This window comes from Streptomyces sp. NPDC018026, assembly GCF_044327745.1.
Taxonomy (GTDB): Bacteria; Actinomycetota; Actinomycetes; order Streptomycetales; family Streptomycetaceae; genus Streptomyces; species Streptomyces rubrogriseus.
Window position 1 is genome coordinate 553582 of the sequence record NZ_JBIRFY010000002.1, and the last position, 16194, is coordinate 569775.

A 16194-nucleotide genomic window follows, 5' to 3' on the forward strand; every position below is an offset into this window, starting at 1 on the left:
GCGGGGCGCGCCCCTGCATAGGGTATGGGGGTGACTCAGCCCGCAGCGCCTGCCTACCTCCGCTTTCCGCACCCGCACGGCGAGTTGGTCGCCTTCACCGCCGAGGACGACGTGTGGCTCGCCCCGCTCGGCGGTGGCCGTGCCTGGCGGGTCAGCGCCGACAACGTGCCGGTGAACCACCCGCGCATCTCGCCCGACGGCACCACGGTCGCCTGGACCTCCACCCGCGACGGCGCCCCCGAGGTGCACGCCGCGCCCGTCGACGGCGGCCCCGCCAAGCGCCTCACCCACTGGGGCAGCATCAGGACCCAGGTACGCGGCTGGACCGCCGACGGCCGCGTCCTCGCCCTGAGCACCTACGGCCAGGCCAGCCTGCGCCGCAGCTGGGCCCGCGCCGTCCCGCTCGACGGCGGACCGGCGACCACCCTGCCGTACGGACCCGTCGGCGACGTCGCCCAGGGCCCGCACACCGTGCTGCTGTCCGCGCCGATGGGCCGCGAGGCCGCCTGGTGGAAGCGCTACCGGGGCGGCACGGCCGGCAAGCTGTGGATCGACGCCGAGGACGACGGCGAGTTCGTGCGCCTGCACGACGGCATCGACGGCAACATCGAGTACCCCTTCTGGGTCGGCGACCGCATCGCCTTCCTCTCCGACCACGAAGGCACCGGCGCCCTCTACTCCTCCCTCGCCGACGGCTCCGACCTGCGCCGGCACACGCCCCTCGACGGTTTCTACGCCCGGCACGCCGCCACCGACGGCACCCGCGTCGTCTACTCGTCCGCCGGTGAGCTGTGGACCCTCGACAACCTCGACGGCGCCGAACCGCGCCGCCTGGACATCCGGCTCGGCGGCGCCCGCGTCGACCTCCAGTCGTACCCGGTCAACGCCGCCCGCTGGTTCGGCTCCGCCTCCCCCGACCACACCGCGCGCGGCAGCGCCGTCGCCGTACGCGGCGGCGTGCACTGGGTCACCCACCGCTCCGGACCCGCCCGCGCGCTGGCGGCCACCTCGGGCGTGCGCACCCGGCTGCCGCGCACCTTCCGCGCCGACGGCGAGGAGTGGGTGGTGTGGGTGACGGACGCCGAGGGCGACGACGCCCTGGAGTTCGCGCCCGCCACCGGACTCGCCCCCGGCGCCACCGCACGGCGCCTGGCCGCCGGGCAGCTCGGCCGGGTGCTGCACCTCGCCGTGGCCCCCGACGGCAGCCGCGTCGCCGTCGCCTCGCACGACGGGCGGGTGCTGCTCGTCGAGCGGGAGAGCGGCGAGGTCCGCGAGGTCGACCGCAGCGAGGACGGCGACGCCTCCGGCCTGGTCTTCTCGCCCGACTCCTCCTGGCTCGCCTGGTCCCACCCCGGCCCGGAGCCGCTGCGCCAGCTCAAGCTCGCCAACACCACCGATCTGTCGGTGAGCGAGGCGACGCCGCTGCGCTTCAAGGACTACTCGCCGGCCTTCACCCTGGACGGCAAGCACCTCGCCTTCCTCTCCACCCGCTCCTTCGACCCGGTCTACGACGAGCACGTCTTCGACCTGGCCTTCGTCGAGGGCGCCCGCCCGTACCTGATCACCCTCGCCGCGACCACCCCCTCGCCCTTCGGCCCGCAGCGCCACGGCCGCCCCTTCGAGACCCCGGACCGCGAGGAGACCCCCGACAGCGAGGGCACCCCCACCACCCGGATCGACATCGAGGGCCTCGCCGACCGCATCGTGCCCTTCCCGGTGGAGGCCGCCCGCTACTCCCGGCTGCGCGCCGCCAAGGACGGCGTCCTGTGGCTGCGACACCCGCTCACCGGCGTCCTCGGCGCCTCCCGCGCCAACCCCGAGGACCCCGACCCGAACACCGAGCTGGAGCGCTACGACCTCGCCCAGCAGCGTGTCGAGCACCTCGGCGGCGACGCCGACCACTTCGAGGTCAGCGGCGACGGCAAGCGGGTGTTGCTGTGGACCGACGGGCGGCTCAAGGTCGTGCCCAGCGACCGGCGGGCCTCCGGCGACGAGGACAGCGACACCAACATCACCGTCGACCTGGGGCGGGTCCGGCAGACCGTCGAACCGGCCGCCGAGTGGCGGCAGATGTTCGACGAGACCGGCCGCATCATGCGCGACCACTACTGGCGGGCCGACATGAACGGCGTCGACTGGGACGGCGTCCTGGACCGCTACCGGCCCGTCCTGGACCGCGTCGCCACCCACGACGACCTGGTCGACCTCCTGTGGGAGGTGCACGGCGAACTGGGCACCTCGCACGCCTACGTCACCCCGCGCGGCGGCCACGGCTCCGGCGCCCGGCAGGGCCTGCTCGGCGCCGACCTCTCCCGCCACGAGGACGGCGCCTGGCGCATCGACCGTGTCCTGCCGTCCGAGACCTCCGACCCCGACGCCCGCTCCCCGCTCGCCGCACCCGGGGTCGCGGTGCGCGCCGGGGACGCGATCGTCGCGGTCGCGGGACAGGCAGTGGACCCCGTCACCGGTCCGGGCCCGCTGCTCGTCGGCACGGCGGGCAAGCCGGTCGAGCTGACCGTCTCCCCGTCCGGCGGGGGTGAGGTGCGGCACGCCGTCGTCGTCCCGCTCGCCGACGAGGAGCCGCTGCGCTACCACGCCTGGGTCGCCGACCGCCGTGCCTACGTCCACGAGAAGTCCGGCGGCCGGCTCGGCTACCTGCACGTCCCGGACATGCAGGCGCCCGGCTGGGCCCAGATCCACCGCGACCTGCGCGTCGAGGTGGCCCGGGAGGGCCTGGTCGTCGACGTCCGCGAGAACCGCGGCGGGCACACCTCCCAGCTGGTGGTGGAGAAGCTGGCCCGGCGCATCGTCGGCTGGGACCTGCCGCGCGGCATGCGGCCGACCAGCTACCCGCAGGACGCGCCCCGCGGGCCGGTCGTCGCGGTGGCCAACGAGTTCTCCGGCTCGGACGGCGACATCGTCAACGCGGCGATCAAGGCGCTGGGCATCGGCCCGGTGGTCGGGGTCCGCACCTGGGGCGGCGTCATCGGCATCGACAGCCGCTACCGGCTGGTGGACGGGACGCTGATCACGCAGCCGAAGTACGCGTTCTGGCTGGAGGGCTACGGCTGGGGCGTGGAGAACCACGGCGTCGACCCCGACGTCGAGGTCCCCCAACGCCCGCAGGACCACGCGGCGGGCCGCGACCCGCAGCTGGACGAGGCGATCGCGCTCGCGCTGGCGGCGCTGGAGGAAACCCCGGCGAAGACACCGCCGAGCCTGCCCTGACCCGCGGCACCGCCCGCGGCTGCGGCGGTGGCGGATACGATGCCCGTCAGAAGATCACCGGCGTGAGGAGAGCCAAGTGACCGGCGAGCCACAGGACGACTGTCTGTTCTGCAAGATCGTCGCAGGGCAGATTCCCGCGACGATCGTGCGCGAGACGGACACCACCGTCGCGTTCCGGGACATCAACCCGCAGGCCCCCACCCACGTCCTGGTGATCCCCAAGGCCCACCACAAGGACGCCGCCGCCCTCGCCGCCGAAGCCCCGCAGCTCGCCGCCGACGTGCTGCGCGAGACCCAGGCCGTCGCCGACGACGAGAAGCTGGAGAGCTACCGCACCGTCTTCAACACCGGCAGCGGCGCCGGACAGACCGTCTGGCACGCGCACGCCCACGTGCTCGGCGGCCGAGGTCTCGAATGGCCCCCCGGATAACCCGCACCGGACAGAACCGGACCATCACCCACCATGTCCGTACGTGAACTCGTCGTCCTCGGCACCGCCAGCCAGGTCCCGACCCGGCACCGCAACCACAACGGCTACCTGCTGCGCTGGGACGGCGAGGGCATCCTGTTCGACCCCGGCGAGGGCACCCAGCGCCAGATGCTGCGCGCCGGGGTGGCCGCCCACGACCTGAACCGGATCTGCGTCACGCACTTCCACGGCGACCACAGCCTGGGCCTCGCCGGGGTGATCCAGCGCATCAACCTCGACCGGGTCCCGCACGAGATCACCGCCCACTACCCGCGCTCCGGGCAGCGCTTCTTCGAGCGCCTGCGGTACGCCACCGCCTACCGCGAGACCGTCGCCCTCACCGAGGCTCCGGTCGCCGCCGACGGCCCCCTCGCGGTCACCCCCGCCTACACCCTGGACGCCCGCAGGCTGTCGCACCCCGTCGAGTCGTACGGCTACCGGCTCACCGAGCCCGACGGCCGCCGCATGCTGCCCGGGCGCCTCGCCGCGCACGGCATCAAGGGCCCCGACGTGGGCCGCATCCAGCGCGACGGCTCGCTGGGCGGCGTCCCGCTCGACGAGGTCAGCGAGGTCCGCCGCGGCCAGCGGTTCGCGTTCGTCATGGACACCCGGCTGTGCGCGGGCGTGCACGCGCTCGCCGAGGGCGCGGACCTGCTGGTCATCGAGTCCACCTTCCTCGACGAGGACGAGGCGCTCGCCACCGAGCACGGCCACCTCACCGCCGGACAGGCCGCCCGGGTCGCCCGGGACGGGGGCGTACGGCACCTGGTCCTGACCCACTTCAGCCAGCGCTACTCGGACCCCGAGGAGTTCGAACGGCAGGCGCGCGCGGCCGGTTACGAGGGCGAGCTGACCGTGGCCCGCGACCTCACCCGCGTACCGGTTCCGAAACGTCGGTGAAACCGCCGTACGATGCTCTGATGCCCCTGCCCAAAGCTGAACTGCACCTCCACATCGAAGGCACCCTGGAACCCGAGCTGGCCTTCGCGCTGGCCGCCCGCAACGGCGTGTCCCTGCCGTACGCGGACGAGGACGCGCTGCGCGAGGCGTACCGCTTCGCGGACCTCCAGTCCTTCCTGAACCTGTACTACGAACTGATGGCCGTCCTGCGCACCGAGCGGGACTTCGAGGACCTCGCGAACGCCTACCTCGCCCGCGCCGCCGCCCAGGGCGTCCGGCACGCCGAGATCTTCTTCGACCCGCAGGCCCACCTCGCCCGGGGCGTGGAGATGGGCACGGTCGTGGAGGGGCTGTGGCGGGCGCTGGGCGCAAGTCGCGAGAACCATGGGGTGTCCACCCGGCTGATCCTCTGCTTCCTGCGCGACGAGTCCGCCGAGTCGGCGATGCGGACGCTGGACGCCGCCAAGCCGTACCTCGACCGCATCACCGGTGTCGGCCTGGACTCCGCCGAGGTCGGCCACCCGCCGGTCAAGTTCCGCGAGGTGTACGCGGCCGCCGCCGCCCTCGGCCTGCGCCGGGTCGCGCACGCGGGCGAGGAGGGGCCGCCCGCGTACGTCGCCGAGGCCCTCGACGTCCTCGGCGTCGAGCGGATCGACCACGGGCTGCGCTCGGTGGAGGACCCGGCGCTGGTCGAGCGGCTGGTGCGCGAGCGCGTCCCGCTCACCCTGTGCCCGCTGTCCAACGTGCGGCTGCGCACGGTCGACACCCTCGCCGACCACCCGCTGCCCGCGATGCTCGACGCGGGCCTGATGTGCACGGTGAACTCCGACGACCCGGCCTACTTCGGCGGCTACGCGGGCGACAACTTCGACGCCGTGCGCGAGGCCCTCGGCCTGACCGGGGAGCGGCTGCGGGAGCTGGCCCGCAACTCGTTCCTCGCCTCCTTCCTGGAGGACGACGAGGAGCTGCGGGCGCGGTACCTCGCGGAGGTCGAGGCGTACCGGTTCCCCGCCGCGTAGCGGTTCCCGCGCGCGGGGCTCAGCCCGGCCCGGACCCCGGTGCGGCCGCCGCCTGCCGGGGTCCGGCCGTGTCGTAGGCGCCCTGGACGGCCACCGCCGGGACCTCCACGTCGATCTCCACGACCGGCTGCTCCACGGCACCGACCTCGGGCACCGCACCGCTCGGCGTTCCCGTGGCGGCGGCGACCAGCGCGGCCGGGGTGCCGCCGCGGCGGCGGATCGCGCCGGGCAGCAGCGGGCGCCCCGCGGTGTGCAGCGCTACGGCGGTCATCGGCGCGGCGACCAGCAGCAGCCCGGCGGCCAGGATCAGCCCCATGCCCGCGTAACCGGCCTGCGCCGGCAGGACACTGCCGGCCAGCGGTCCGGCCGCGGTGCCCAGCGAGGACGCCGAGCCGACCAGCACCGCCCACCGGCCGCGCGCGTCGAGCGAGGCGGCGAGGCCGATCAGGTACGACAGGACGACCGGGTAGACGGTGTTCCAGGCGATCTCCCCGGTGGCGAAGGCCGTCGGGGTCGTCGCCGACGCACTCACCGCGATGCAGCCCGCGATGAGCACCGTGCCGGCGCCGACGGGCATCGCCCGCCCCAGCCGCGGCCCGAGCGCACCCGCCGCCAGCACGCCCACCAGGCCCGCGCCCAGCGCGACGGCGAAGACGACGCCGAGGGCGGCGTCACCGAGACCGGCCTGGGTCAGCCCGATCCGGCCGCTGACGCCCCACAGGGAGTTCTGGGCCAGGGACCAGCACAGCACGGTGACGGCGAGGACGAGCCCCGAACGGCGGTGGGGGAGCGGGGCGGTGGCGTCGGTGCCGGGTGCGGCCGGGGAGTCGGCCGCCGGGCCCGGCAGGCGGCCGGTCAGCGGCCACACCGCCAGCGCCGTCAGGGCGATCGCGGCCAGCGGCAGCCCGTGCGCCCGGCCGAGGTGCGGCACCGTCAGGTACACCGCACCGGCCAGCGCGGACACGCTCAGCAGGCCCACCGTGGAGGCGCGGTGGGGATCCTTCTCGGCGGCGATCCGGGTGGCGGCGACCGTCATGGCCGTCCCCGACCCGAAACCGCCCACGACCGCGCCCAGGACCACGGCCGGGACGGCGGTGGTGAGCGCGGCGGCGCCGTAGCCGAGGACGGCCAGGACGAGGCCGAGGCGGGCCGATGCCCGGGCGCCGAGCCGCTGCACCCGGGAGGCCAGCAGGAAGCCCGCGGTCGCCGAACTCAGCAGCAGCGCGCTGCCGACGGCGCCCGCCTGCGTGGTGGACAGCGGAAGGCTGGTGTCGAGTCTGCCGACGGTGGTGGGCAGCAGGTAGGGAGGCAGGTACCCGGCCGTGAAAAGGGCGACGAGGGGCCAGGGAGTGGTGCGGGGGGCGAACACGGGCGTTCCCAGGGCATGCGAAAGGGACGATGGGGAGGGAAGGGGCGACGACCCGTCGACCGAGAAGGGCGCGCGGGCAATTTGTATCAAGCGGAAGGAGCCCCGAAACAAGCGAGTCGATGTGATCTAGGTCACATATCCGTTTGGGAGTTTAGAAGCCGGGTAGCAGCGAGCGCCAATGTCAGCGGACCGAGCCGCTTCCGGCCGGAATCGCCGCCTCCGAGGTCGGTGCGGACCCGGCCCCGCGAGATGTCGACCCATTGACGCTCCAGGGTCGCCTATCTAATCTCCATTTCCATACATGGATTACATCTACATACGAAAACATGCGCGGTGGAGACGACGAGATCCCACCGGACTCGACCTCGTAGGAGCCGCCCTGTGACCCGCGACCTCACGATCACTGCCGTCCGCCTCAGGCCGATCCTCGTCGCGGACCCGCCGCTGCTCAACACGCAGGGCGTGCACCAGCCGTACACCCCCCGGCTGATCGTCGAGGTCGAGACCGCCGACGGGATCACCGGTGTCGGCGAGACCTACGGCGACACCAAGTACCTGGAGCTGGCCCGCCCGTTCGCGGACAAGCTGGTGGGGCGCCAGGTGAGCGACCTCAACGGCCTGTTCACCCTCGCCGACGAGGTCGCCGTCGACTCCTCCCGGGTCTCCGCACAGGTCGACGTCGGCGGGCTGCGCGGGGTCCAGACCGCCGACAAGCTGCGCCTGTCCGTCGTCTCAAGCTTCGAGGTCGCCTGCCTCGACGCCCTCGGCAAGGCGCTCGGCCTGCCCGTGCACGCGCTGCTCGGCGGCAAGGTCCGCGACAGCGTCGAGTACAGCGCGTACCTGTTCTACAAGTGGGCCGACCACCCCGAGGGCGTGGCGGCAGAGAAGGACGACTGGGGTGCCGCCGTCGACCCGGCCGGAGTCGTCGCCCAGGCCCGCGCCTTCACCGAGCGGTACGGCTTCACCTCCTTCAAGCTCAAGGGCGGCGTCTTCCCGCCCGACGAGGAGATCGCCGCCGTCAGGGCCCTCGCCGAGGCGTTCCCCGGGCACCCCCTGCGCCTGGACCCCAACGGGGCCTGGTCCGTGGAGACCTCGCTGAAGGTCGCCGGGGAGGTCGGGGACGTCCTGGAGTACCTGGAGGACCCGGCCCTCGGCACGCCCGCGATGGCCGAGGTCGCGGCGCGGACCGGGGTGCCGCTCGCGACCAACATGTGCGTGACGACGTTCGCCGAGATCCAGGAGGCGTTCACCGAGGGCGCCGTGCAGGTCGTGCTCTGCGACCACCACTACTGGGGCGGGCTGCGCAACACCCAGCAACTGGCCGCCGTGTGCCGCACCTTCGGCGTCGGAGTGTCCATGCACTCCAACACCCACCTCGGCATCAGCCTCGCCGCCATGACCCACGTGGCGGCCACCGTGCCCGGCCTCCACCACGCCTGCGACTCCCACTACCCCTGGCAGTCCGAGGACGTGCTCACCGAACGGCTCGCCTTCGACGGCGGCCGGGTCGCCGTCTCCGACGCCCCCGGCCTCGGCGTCGAACTCGACCGCGACCGGCTGGCCTTCCTCCACCGCCGCTGGCTCGACGACGACGGCACGCTCCGCGAGCGCGACGACGCGGCCGCGATGCGGGCCGCCGACCCCGCGTGGGTCACCCCGGCCGTGCCGCGCTGGTGACCGGCGGTCCCGGTTCCTGCGCCGGGTTGTCCGCGCGGTGGTGCACACTGGCCTGATCCGCACCATGCCAGGGAGCGCACCGTGACAGCCTCCACCGCGTCCACCGTGTCGACCGCCAGCGTCACCGCCACCGCCACCACGTCCGCGTCCGACGTGCAGGTCGTGCCGGCCATGCCGGCGATGCCCGTCGTGCCGGCCGAGGAGCGAACACACCGCCACACCCAGGGCGAGGGAGCGCACCGCCGGCCCGAGGTCGACCCCCTCGCCGGCCTGCGCGCCCCGCAGGACCCGCCCTGGGACGTGTACCTGACGGGCACCGTCTTCCTCGACGTCGTCTTCACCGGCCTCGACTCCGCCCCGGTGCGCGGGACCGAGTCCTGGGCCCGGGGGATGGGGTCGAGCCCGGGCGGCATCGCCAACATGGCGACCGCGCTGGCCCGTCTCGGCCTGCGTACCTCGCTGGCCGCCGCCTTCGGCGACGACCACTACGGCGACTACTGCTGGGACGCGCTCGCCCAGGGCGAGGGCATCGACCTGTCCCCGTCCCGCACCGTGCCCGGCTGGCACTCGCCGGTGACGGTGTCGATGGCGTACGAGGGGGAGCGCACGATGGTCTCCCACGGCCACCAGCCGCCGCCGGAGGAGCCGTCGCCCGACCGCCCGCCCCGCGCGCGTGCCGCCGTCGCCTCCCTCACGCCCGGTGTCCGGGCCCCCTGGATCGCCCAGGCCGCCGCGAGCGGCACCCGCGTCTTCGCCGACGTCGGCTGGGACGACACCGGCGCCTGGGACCTGGCCGGACTGCCCGACCTCGCGCACTGCGAGGCCTTCCTGCCGAACGCGGAGGAGGCCATGCGCTACACCGGCGCCACCTGCCCGCGCGCCGCCGCGCACGCACTGACCGAGCACGTGCCGCTCGCGGTGGTCACCCTCGGCGCGGACGGCGCGTACGCGGTCGACCGGCGCACGGGGGAGAGCGCCGAGGTCCCCGCCATCGAGGTGGAGGCCCTGGACCCGACCGGTGCCGGGGACGTCTTCGTGGCCGGCTTCGTCACCGGCACCCTGGCCGGCTGGCCGCTCGCCGACCGGCTCGCCTTCGCGGGCCTGACCGCGGCGCTGTCCGTCCAGGAGTTCGGCGGCTCGCTGTCGGCACCCGGCTGGTGCGAGATCGCCACCTGGTGGCGCAAGGTCCAGTCGGTCGAGAGCCAGGACCCGACGGCCCTGCGCCGCTACGCCTTCCTGGCCGACCTGGTCCCCGACGCCCAGCCCGGCTCCTGGCCCCTGCGCCGCGCGGTCCCGACCATCGGCTTCCGCCGCCCGGCATCCTGACCGCCCCTGCCCCTCGGGCGCTTCAGAACCCGAGGCGCCGCAGCTGCTTCGGGTCGCGCTGCCAGTCCTTGGCGACCTTCACGTGCAGGTCCAAGCTGTATCAATGTGCGGCTACCGCCGCGTGGCGGGGCGGGGGTGTCGGGCCGGGCGGTTTCCGGGCCCGCGATGCCCGGGGGCGGCTTCAGAACCCGAGGCGCCGCAGCTGTTTCGGGTCGCGCTGCCAGTCCTTGGCGACCTTCACGTGCAGGTCCAAGAAGACCGGGGTGCCGAGGAGGGCCTCGATCTGGGTGCGGGACTTGATGCCGACGTCCTTCAGGCGCTTGCCCTTGGGCCCGATGATGATGCCCTTCTGGCTCGGGCGCTCGATGTAGACGTTGGCGTGGATGTCGAGGAGCGGCTTGTCGGCCGGGCGGTCCTCGCGCGGGAGCATTTCCTCGACGACCACCGCGATGGAGTGCGGCAGCTCGTCCCGTACGCCCTCCAGCGCGGCCTCGCGGATCAGTTCCGCGACCATGACCTGCTCGGGCTCGTCCGTCAGGTCGCCCTCGGGATAGAGCGCCGGGCCCTCGGGCAGCAGCGGGGTGAGGAGGTCGGCGAGCAGGTCCACCTGCTGGTTCGCCGTGGCGGACACCGGGACGATCTCCGCCCAGGCGATCCCCAGCTCCTTGCCCAGCTGGTCGATCGCGATCAGCTGCTCGGCCAGCGTCTTGGAGTCCACCAGGTCGGTCTTGGTGACGATCGCGACCTTCGGGGTCTTCCTGATCCCCGCCAGCTCCTTGGCGATGAAGCGGTCACCGGGGCCCAGCTTCTCGTTGGCCGGCAGGCAGAAGCCGATCACGTCCACCTCGGCCCACGTGGTGCGCACCACGTCGTTGAGCCGCTCGCCCAGCAGCGTGCGCGGCTTGTGCAGACCCGGGGTGTCCACCAGGATCAGCTGGGCGTCCTCGCGGTGCACGATGCCCCGCACGGTGTGCCGGGTGGTCTGCGGCCGGTTGGAGGTGATCGCCACCTTCTGCCCGACCAGAGCGTTCGTCAGGGTGGACTTGCCCGCGTTGGGACGGCCCACGAAGCAGGCGAAGCCGGCCCGGTGAACAGTCTCGGCCGGTTCTTCGGATGACTGGGTACGAACGCTCATGGCGCCCATTGTCCCTGATCCCCGGAGCCCCGCCGTACCACGGTCGCCCGCCGGGCCCGCGAGTGTCAGCCCGCGCTCACCGTGGCCCGCACCGTGCCGTCCGGACCGGCCACCAGCACCGGTGTCTCCGCCCCGCCCAGGTCCCGTACCGCCGCCCGGTCCTCCTCCGACGCCGACTCCGCCGAGGTCACCACCGCCGCGGCCTCCAGGGACTTCGCGCCGGACGCCACCGCCATCGCCACCGCCGTACGCAGCGCGCTGAGCTTCAGGGAGTCCAGGGCGACCGTGCCGGCGACGTACGTGCGGCCGGTCTCGTCGCGGACGGCCGCGCCCTCGGGGACGCCGTTGCGGGCGCGGGCCGAGCGGGCCAGGGTGACGATCTTGCGGTCCTCGGGGTCGAGGCCGGGAGTCTCGGTGGTCATGGGGTGAGCATACGGAGCCCCGCCGGAGGCCGGGCCGCTCACCCAGCCACCGGGTACATCGCCCCGCGTCGGCCCTCCGGTGACGCCAGCCACGCCAGCTTCGACGCCGTGTTCGCCTCCTCCAGCGGTGTGTGCAGCACGATGGTCAGGTCGGGGCGGGCCGGGACCTGGAGGGCCGTCGACTCCAGGCTGAGGAGGCCCACCAGCGGGTGGTCCAGCTCCTTGCGGATCTGCCCCGCGTCCTCGATGTCCCGCTCCTCCCACAGCGCGGCGAACTCGGCGCTGGCCCCCTTCAGGTCCGCCAGCACCTGCTGGAAGCCCTCGTCGTCCGGGTTGGCCGCGCAGGTGGCGCGGAACTGGGCGACGACCGTGCGCGCGTTGTGCTCCCAGTTGCGGGCGCGGGAGCGGTAGAGGGGGTCGGTGAAGAAGTCGAGGATGCAGTTCCACGTCGTGTCCGGCCGCATGCCCAGCACCATCGAGGCCGCGTCGTTGTACAGCACGCAGTTGTAGTACCGGTCCATGATGTGCGCCGGATACGGCATCCACGTGTCGATCAGCCGCCGCAGCCCCTCGCACATGTCCCGCTTCGACGGCTCGACCTCGGCCGCGGGCGGGTTCAGCCCCGCCAGCACGTACAGGTGGCGGCGCTCGGTGTTGCTGAGCCGCAGCACCCGGCCGACCGCGTCCAGCACCTGCGGGGAGACGGAGATGTCGCGGCCCTGCTCCAGCCACTGGTACCAGGACGCGCCCACCCCGGCGAGCACGGCCACCTCCTCGCGGCGCAGCCCCGGCGTGCGGCGCCGCGCCCCGCCGTCCGGCAGCCCGACCTCGGCCGGGGACACCCGGGCCCGCCGGCTCATCAGGAACTCCCGCAGCTCACTGCGGCGCCGGTCCCGGCCCGCGGTCCCGGTCCTCGTGATCACGTCCGGCACGTACGCACTCCCCCCGTAGCCACGCCTGTGGTGCCTGCCGGTGCCTGGTGGTGGCACCACCAGAACAATCGGCGTCTCCCCACAACTATTCCGGTGGCCCGAGGCTCATGTCCATGGCGATCGACACCACCCCGACTCCCACCCCGGCCCCCGTGGCGCCGGAACCGTCCGCTCCACGGCTCTCCGCGCGCGACCGGCTGGTCCTGTTCGTGCTCTGTGCGGCCCAGTTCATGGTCGCGCTCGACTTCTCCGTCCTGAACGTCGCCCTGCCCGTGCTCGGCGCGGACCTCGGCATGAGCACCTCCGCCCTCCAGTGGGCGGTCACCGCGTTCGCCCTGCCGTCCGGCGGCTTCCTGCTGCTCTTCGGGCGCATGGGCGACCTCTACGGCCGCCGGCGGCTCTTCCTCGCCGGGCTCGCGCTCTTCGGCGCCGCCTCCCTGCTGGCCACCCTCGCCTGGGACCCGGCCTCCTTCCTCGCCGGGCGTGCCCTCCAGGGCCTCGGCGCGGCGGCCATCGTCCCGACCGGCATGTCCCTGCTGACCACGACCTTCCCGGAGGGCCCCGCCCGCGACCGCGCCCTCGGCATCTCCGGCACCCTGCTCTCGCTCGGCTTCACCGTCGGCATGGTGGCCGGGGGCGTCCTGACCGACCTGCTGAGCTGGCGCTCCACCATGGGCCTGCTCGCCCTGTTCGCCCTGATCGTGCTGCCCCTCGCGCCCCGCCTGCTGCCCGAGTCGCGGACCCCGGAGCGGCCCCGCCTCGACGTCCCCGGCGCCATCACCGTCACCGGCGGCCTGCTCTCCCTGATCTACGCCCTGACCACGGCCGCCGAGCACGGCTTCGGCCGCACCGACGTCCTGGTCGCCCTCGTCGCGGGCCTGCTGCTGCTGGCCGCCTTCGTGGCCGTCGAGTCGCGCAGCGCGGCGCCGCTGGTCTCGCTGCCGATGCTGCGCCGCCGCACGGTCGCGTGGGGCAACCTGGGCGGTCTTGTCACCTTCTCGATGATGTCGACGGTCGTCTTCGTGCTCACCCTGTACCTCCAGGAGATCCTGCACCTGAGCGCCTTCGAGACCGGCCTGGTCTTCGGAGTGCAGGGCGTGCTGTCGGTGCTGGCCGGTTCCCTCGCCCCGCGCGTCATCGGCCGCTTCGGCGCCCGCCGCACCCTGGTCGGCTCGCTCGCTGGACAGGGTGCCATCGGCCTGTCCCTGCTGGCGCTGGGCGAGGGCGGCCGGTCGGTGCTGCTCGCCACCGCCGCCGTGTCCCTGGCCAGCATGTGCCACCTGGGCGCGATCATCTCCTACGGCCTGACCGTCACCTCCGGCGTCCCCGACGCGGAGCAGGGCCTGGCGACCGGCCTGGTCACCTCCACCCAGCAGGTCGGCATCACCGTCGGCATCCCGCTGCTCGGCGTGCTGGCCACCACCGCCACCGACCTCGCCTCCGGCGTCCGTACGGTGCTGGTCCTGGACGCGGTGATCGTGCTGGCGGCGGCCGTACTGGTCGGGGTGGGGCTGCGCGTCAACCGGGCGGCGGGCTCAGGGGCGGTCGAGGCGGAGCCGCTCCGCGCGCGGTAGACCGGCGACGACGAGGTCGTACGAGTCCTCCACCAGCTCCCGGACGACACGGTCCGGGAGCCGGCGCCCGTCCGGTGCGCCGCCCACCGTCACCGTGTTCCAGTGCCGCTTGTTCATGTGCCACCCGGGGACGATCAGCCCCGGGTGGTCGGCGCGCAGCCGGAGCGCGTCGTCCGGGTCGCACTTGAGGTTGACGGTGAGCGGGCGCCCGTCCAGCGAGGTCAGCGCGAACATCTTCCCCAGCACCTTGAAGACGGAGGTCTCCGGGTTGAAGGGGAAGTCCTCCACCGCGGCGTTGAAGGACAGACAGAAGTCGCGCAGTTCCCCGGGGGTCATTCGGACGCGGCCTCCTCGGCCGGCTTCGCCGCGCCCACCGGCTCCACCAGCACCGTCACGATCTTGTTCCGGCGGCCCGCGGCGGCCTCCGCCGTCAGCCGCAGCTCACGGCCGTCGGGCAGTTCCACGATCGAGGACGCCCCGGCGATCGGGACGCGGCCCAGCGCCTTCGCGAGCAGACCGCCGACCGTCTCCACGTCCTCGTCGTCGTACTCGTCCAGGCCGTACAGCTCGCCCAGGTCGCCGATGTCCAGGCGGGCGGTGACCCGGAAACGGTCCCCGCCCAGCTCCTCCACCGGTGGCAGCTCCCGGTCGTACTCGTCGGTGATCTCGCCGACGATCTCCTCCAGGATGTCCTCGATGGTGACGATGCCGGCCGTGCCGCCGTACTCGTCGATGACGACGGCGACGTGGTTGCGCTCCTTCTGCATCTCGCGCAGCAGGTCACCGGCGTTCTTGGTGTCCGGCACGAAGGACGCCGGACGCATCGCGGTGGAGACCAGGTCGCTCTCCGCGTCCCGGCTGATGTGCGTCCTGCGGACCAGGTCCTTCAGGTAGACGATGCCGACGATGTCGTCCTCGCTGTCGCCGGTCACCGGTATCCGGGAGAAACCGGAGCGCAGGGCGAGGGTGAGGGCCTGCCGGATGGTCTTGTAGCGCTCGATGACCACGAGGTCGGTGCGCGGCACCATGACCTCCCGCACCAGGGTGTCGCCCAGTTCGAACACCGAGTGCACCATGCGGCGCTCCTCGGCCTCGATCAGGGACTCCTTCTCGGCGTAGTCCACCAGCGCCCGCAGCTCCGCCTCCGAGGCGAAGGGACCCCGGCGGAAGCCCTTGCCCGGGGTCAGCGCGTTGCCGATGAGGATCAGCAGCGACGGGATCGGGCCCATGATCCGGGCCAGCGGCAGCAGCACGTACGCCGCGGCGGTCGCCGTGTTCAGCGGGTGCTGGCGGCCGATGGTGCGCGGCGAGACCCCGACGGCGACGTAGGAGAGCAGCACCATCACCGCGATGGCGATGATCAGCGCCTCGCCGGTGCCGTCGAACTGTCTCAGGCAGGCGTACGTGACCAGCGCGGCGGCCGCCATCTCGCAGGCGACGCGGACCAGCAGTGCCACGTTGAGGTAGCGGGTCGGGTCCGCGGCGACCTGGGCGAGCTTCTCGCCGCCCCGGCGCCCGGACCGTACCGCCTCCTCGGCGCGGAAGCTGGAGACCCTCGCGAGCCCCGCCTCCGCGCACGCGGCCAGCCAGGCGACCACCACCAGGGCGACGGCACCGGCGACGAGCGGGAGGCTCATGAGACCGTCGGGGCCGGGGACGGGCCGGTCAGGCCCTTCTCCGCACGCCAGCCGTCCACGATCGCGGCCTGCAGACCGAACATCTCGGCCTTCTCGTCGGGCTCCTCGTGGTCGTACCCGAGCAGGTGCAGCACCCCGTGGACGGTCAGGAGCTGGAGCTCCTCGTCCATGGAGTGCTCCGTCGCCGCCTCGGCGCCCTGCTTGGCGGCGACCTCCGGGCAGAGCACGATGTCGCCGAGCAGCCCCTGCGGAGCCTCCTCCTCGTCCTTGGACGGCGGACGCAGCTCGTCCATCGGGAAGGACATCACGTCGGTGGGACCCGGCAGGTCCATCCACTGGATGTGCAGCTGCTCCATGGCGCCGGCGTCCACGACGATCACCGAGAGCTCGGAGAGCGGGTGGATGCGCATCCGCGCGAGCGCGTAGCGGGCGATGTCGAGGATCGCCTGCTCGTCGACCTCGGTTCCGGACTCGTTGTTGACGTCGATCGACATGGTCGTGCTGGT

Annotated in this window: 14 protein-coding genes; 7 read left to right on the plus strand and 7 right to left on the minus strand. The window is 73.4% G+C overall.

The genetic code is table 11. The features are described 5' to 3' along the window. Positions 1 to 24: 24 nt before the first annotated feature. From ACH4D3_RS08075 to ACH4D3_RS08090, 4 genes are all read left to right on the plus strand, one after another. Entirely contained in the window at positions 25 to 3228 is a 3204-nt protein-coding gene (locus ACH4D3_RS08075) for a S41 family peptidase (RefSeq protein WP_398317844.1), read from the plus strand. Between the two features lie 76 nt (positions 3229 to 3304). Beyond that, positions 3305 to 3658: a histidine triad nucleotide-binding protein gene (locus tag ACH4D3_RS08080; protein ID WP_356860710.1), complete on the plus strand. Its 354-nt coding sequence runs from the start codon at positions 3305 to 3307 to the stop codon at positions 3656 to 3658. 33 nt (positions 3659 to 3691) lie between these two features. Next, positions 3692 to 4597, plus strand: a complete 906-nt coding sequence (locus ACH4D3_RS08085; protein WP_398317847.1) for a ribonuclease Z — start codon at positions 3692 to 3694, stop codon at positions 4595 to 4597. Between the two features lie 20 nt (positions 4598 to 4617). Beyond that, positions 4618 to 5616 carry an adenosine deaminase gene (locus ACH4D3_RS08090; protein WP_398317850.1) on the plus strand — a complete coding sequence of 333 codons (999 nt, stop codon included), beginning with the start codon at positions 4618 to 4620 and terminating at the stop codon, positions 5614 to 5616. Positions 5617 to 5635: 19 nt separating this feature from the next. Here the strand turns inward: ACH4D3_RS08090 and ACH4D3_RS08095 are convergent, their stop codons facing one another. Beyond that, the gene (locus ACH4D3_RS08095) at positions 5636 to 6985 is read right to left on the minus strand and encodes an MFS transporter (RefSeq protein WP_398317853.1); all 1350 of its coding nucleotides are present in this window, start codon (positions 6983 to 6985) and stop codon (positions 5636 to 5638) included. Between the two features lie 381 nt (positions 6986 to 7366). On the opposite strand from ACH4D3_RS08095, the gene ACH4D3_RS08100 reads away from it, so the two are divergent. After that, the gene (locus ACH4D3_RS08100; RefSeq protein ID WP_398317856.1) at positions 7367 to 8662 is read left to right on the plus strand and encodes a glucarate dehydratase family protein; all 1296 of its coding nucleotides are present in this window, start codon (positions 7367 to 7369) and stop codon (positions 8660 to 8662) included. A 180-nt stretch (positions 8663 to 8842) separates the two neighbouring features. Continuing rightward, the gene (locus ACH4D3_RS08105) at positions 8843 to 9988 is read left to right on the plus strand and encodes a carbohydrate kinase family protein (protein WP_398318932.1); all 1146 of its coding nucleotides are present in this window, start codon (positions 8843 to 8845) and stop codon (positions 9986 to 9988) included. Positions 9989 to 10169: 181 nt separating this feature from the next. Here the strand turns inward: ACH4D3_RS08105 and era are convergent, their stop codons facing one another. From era to ACH4D3_RS08120, 3 genes are all read right to left on the minus strand, one after another. Further along, the gene (gene era, locus ACH4D3_RS08110; RefSeq protein ID WP_016326176.1) at positions 10170 to 11123 is read right to left on the minus strand and encodes a GTPase Era; all 954 of its coding nucleotides are present in this window, start codon (positions 11121 to 11123) and stop codon (positions 10170 to 10172) included. Positions 11124 to 11188: 65 nt separating this feature from the next. Further along, positions 11189 to 11545, minus strand: coding sequence for a cytidine deaminase (locus ACH4D3_RS08115; protein ID WP_398317859.1), 357 nt, complete (start codon positions 11543 to 11545; stop codon positions 11189 to 11191). A gap of 38 nt (positions 11546 to 11583) precedes the next feature. Beyond that, positions 11584 to 12477, minus strand: coding sequence for a helix-turn-helix transcriptional regulator (locus tag ACH4D3_RS08120; RefSeq protein WP_398317862.1), 894 nt, complete (start codon positions 12475 to 12477; stop codon positions 11584 to 11586). Positions 12478 to 12590: 113 nt separating this feature from the next. Here ACH4D3_RS08120 and ACH4D3_RS08125 point away from each other — a divergent pair, with 113 nt between their 5' ends. Next, positions 12591 to 14051 carry an MFS transporter gene (locus ACH4D3_RS08125; RefSeq protein ID WP_398317865.1) on the plus strand — a complete coding sequence of 487 codons (1461 nt, stop codon included), beginning with the start codon at positions 12591 to 12593 and terminating at the stop codon, positions 14049 to 14051. On the opposite strand, the gene ACH4D3_RS08130 is transcribed toward ACH4D3_RS08125, so the two are convergent. The 3 genes from ACH4D3_RS08130 to ybeY are packed head-to-tail and all read right to left on the minus strand — an operon-like array spanning position 14013 to position 16182. Next, positions 14013 to 14387: an MmcQ/YjbR family DNA-binding protein gene (locus ACH4D3_RS08130; RefSeq protein ID WP_398317868.1), complete on the minus strand. Its 375-nt coding sequence runs from the start codon at positions 14385 to 14387 to the stop codon at positions 14013 to 14015. The genes ACH4D3_RS08125 and ACH4D3_RS08130 overlap by 39 nt on opposite strands. Next, complete coding sequence (locus tag ACH4D3_RS08135) at positions 14384 to 15688, minus strand: hemolysin family protein (protein WP_398317871.1); 1305 nt, start codon at positions 15686 to 15688, stop codon at positions 14384 to 14386. The genes ACH4D3_RS08130 and ACH4D3_RS08135 overlap by 4 nt, the downstream gene beginning before the upstream one ends. Then, a complete protein-coding gene (gene ybeY, locus ACH4D3_RS08140; RefSeq protein WP_398317874.1) occupies positions 15685 to 16182 on the minus strand; it encodes an rRNA maturation RNase YbeY in 498 nt (165 codons plus the stop codon). Before ybeY ends, ACH4D3_RS08135 begins: the two co-directional genes overlap by 4 nt. Between the last annotated feature and the right edge of the window lie 12 nt (positions 16183 to 16194).

Coding starts and splice junctions, on each gene's coding strand:
- ACH4D3_RS08085 (WP_398317847.1), top strand. CDS start 3,692: ATGTCCGTACGTGAACTCGTCGTCCTCGGCACCGCCAGCCAGGTCCCG.
- ACH4D3_RS08105 (WP_398318932.1), top strand. CDS start 8,843: ATGCCCGTCGTGCCGGCCGAGGAGCGAACACACCGCCACACCCAGGGC.
- ACH4D3_RS08090 (WP_398317850.1), top strand. CDS start 4,618: ATGCCCCTGCCCAAAGCTGAACTGCACCTCCACATCGAAGGCACCCTG.
- ACH4D3_RS08075 (WP_398317844.1), top strand. CDS start 25: ATGGGGGTGACTCAGCCCGCAGCGCCTGCCTACCTCCGCTTTCCGCAC.
- ACH4D3_RS08115 (WP_398317859.1), bottom strand. CDS start 11,545: ATGACCACCGAGACTCCCGGCCTCGACCCCGAGGACCGCAAGATCGTC.
- ACH4D3_RS08125 (WP_398317865.1), top strand. CDS start 12,591: ATGGCGATCGACACCACCCCGACTCCCACCCCGGCCCCCGTGGCGCCG.
- era (WP_016326176.1), bottom strand. CDS start 11,123: ATGAGCGTTCGTACCCAGTCATCCGAAGAACCGGCCGAGACTGTTCAC.
- ACH4D3_RS08130 (WP_398317868.1), bottom strand. CDS start 14,387: ATGACCCCCGGGGAACTGCGCGACTTCTGTCTGTCCTTCAACGCCGCG.
- ACH4D3_RS08135 (WP_398317871.1), bottom strand. CDS start 15,688: ATGAGCCTCCCGCTCGTCGCCGGTGCCGTCGCCCTGGTGGTGGTCGCC.
- ybeY (WP_398317874.1), bottom strand. CDS start 16,182: ATGTCGATCGACGTCAACAACGAGTCCGGAACCGAGGTCGACGAGCAG.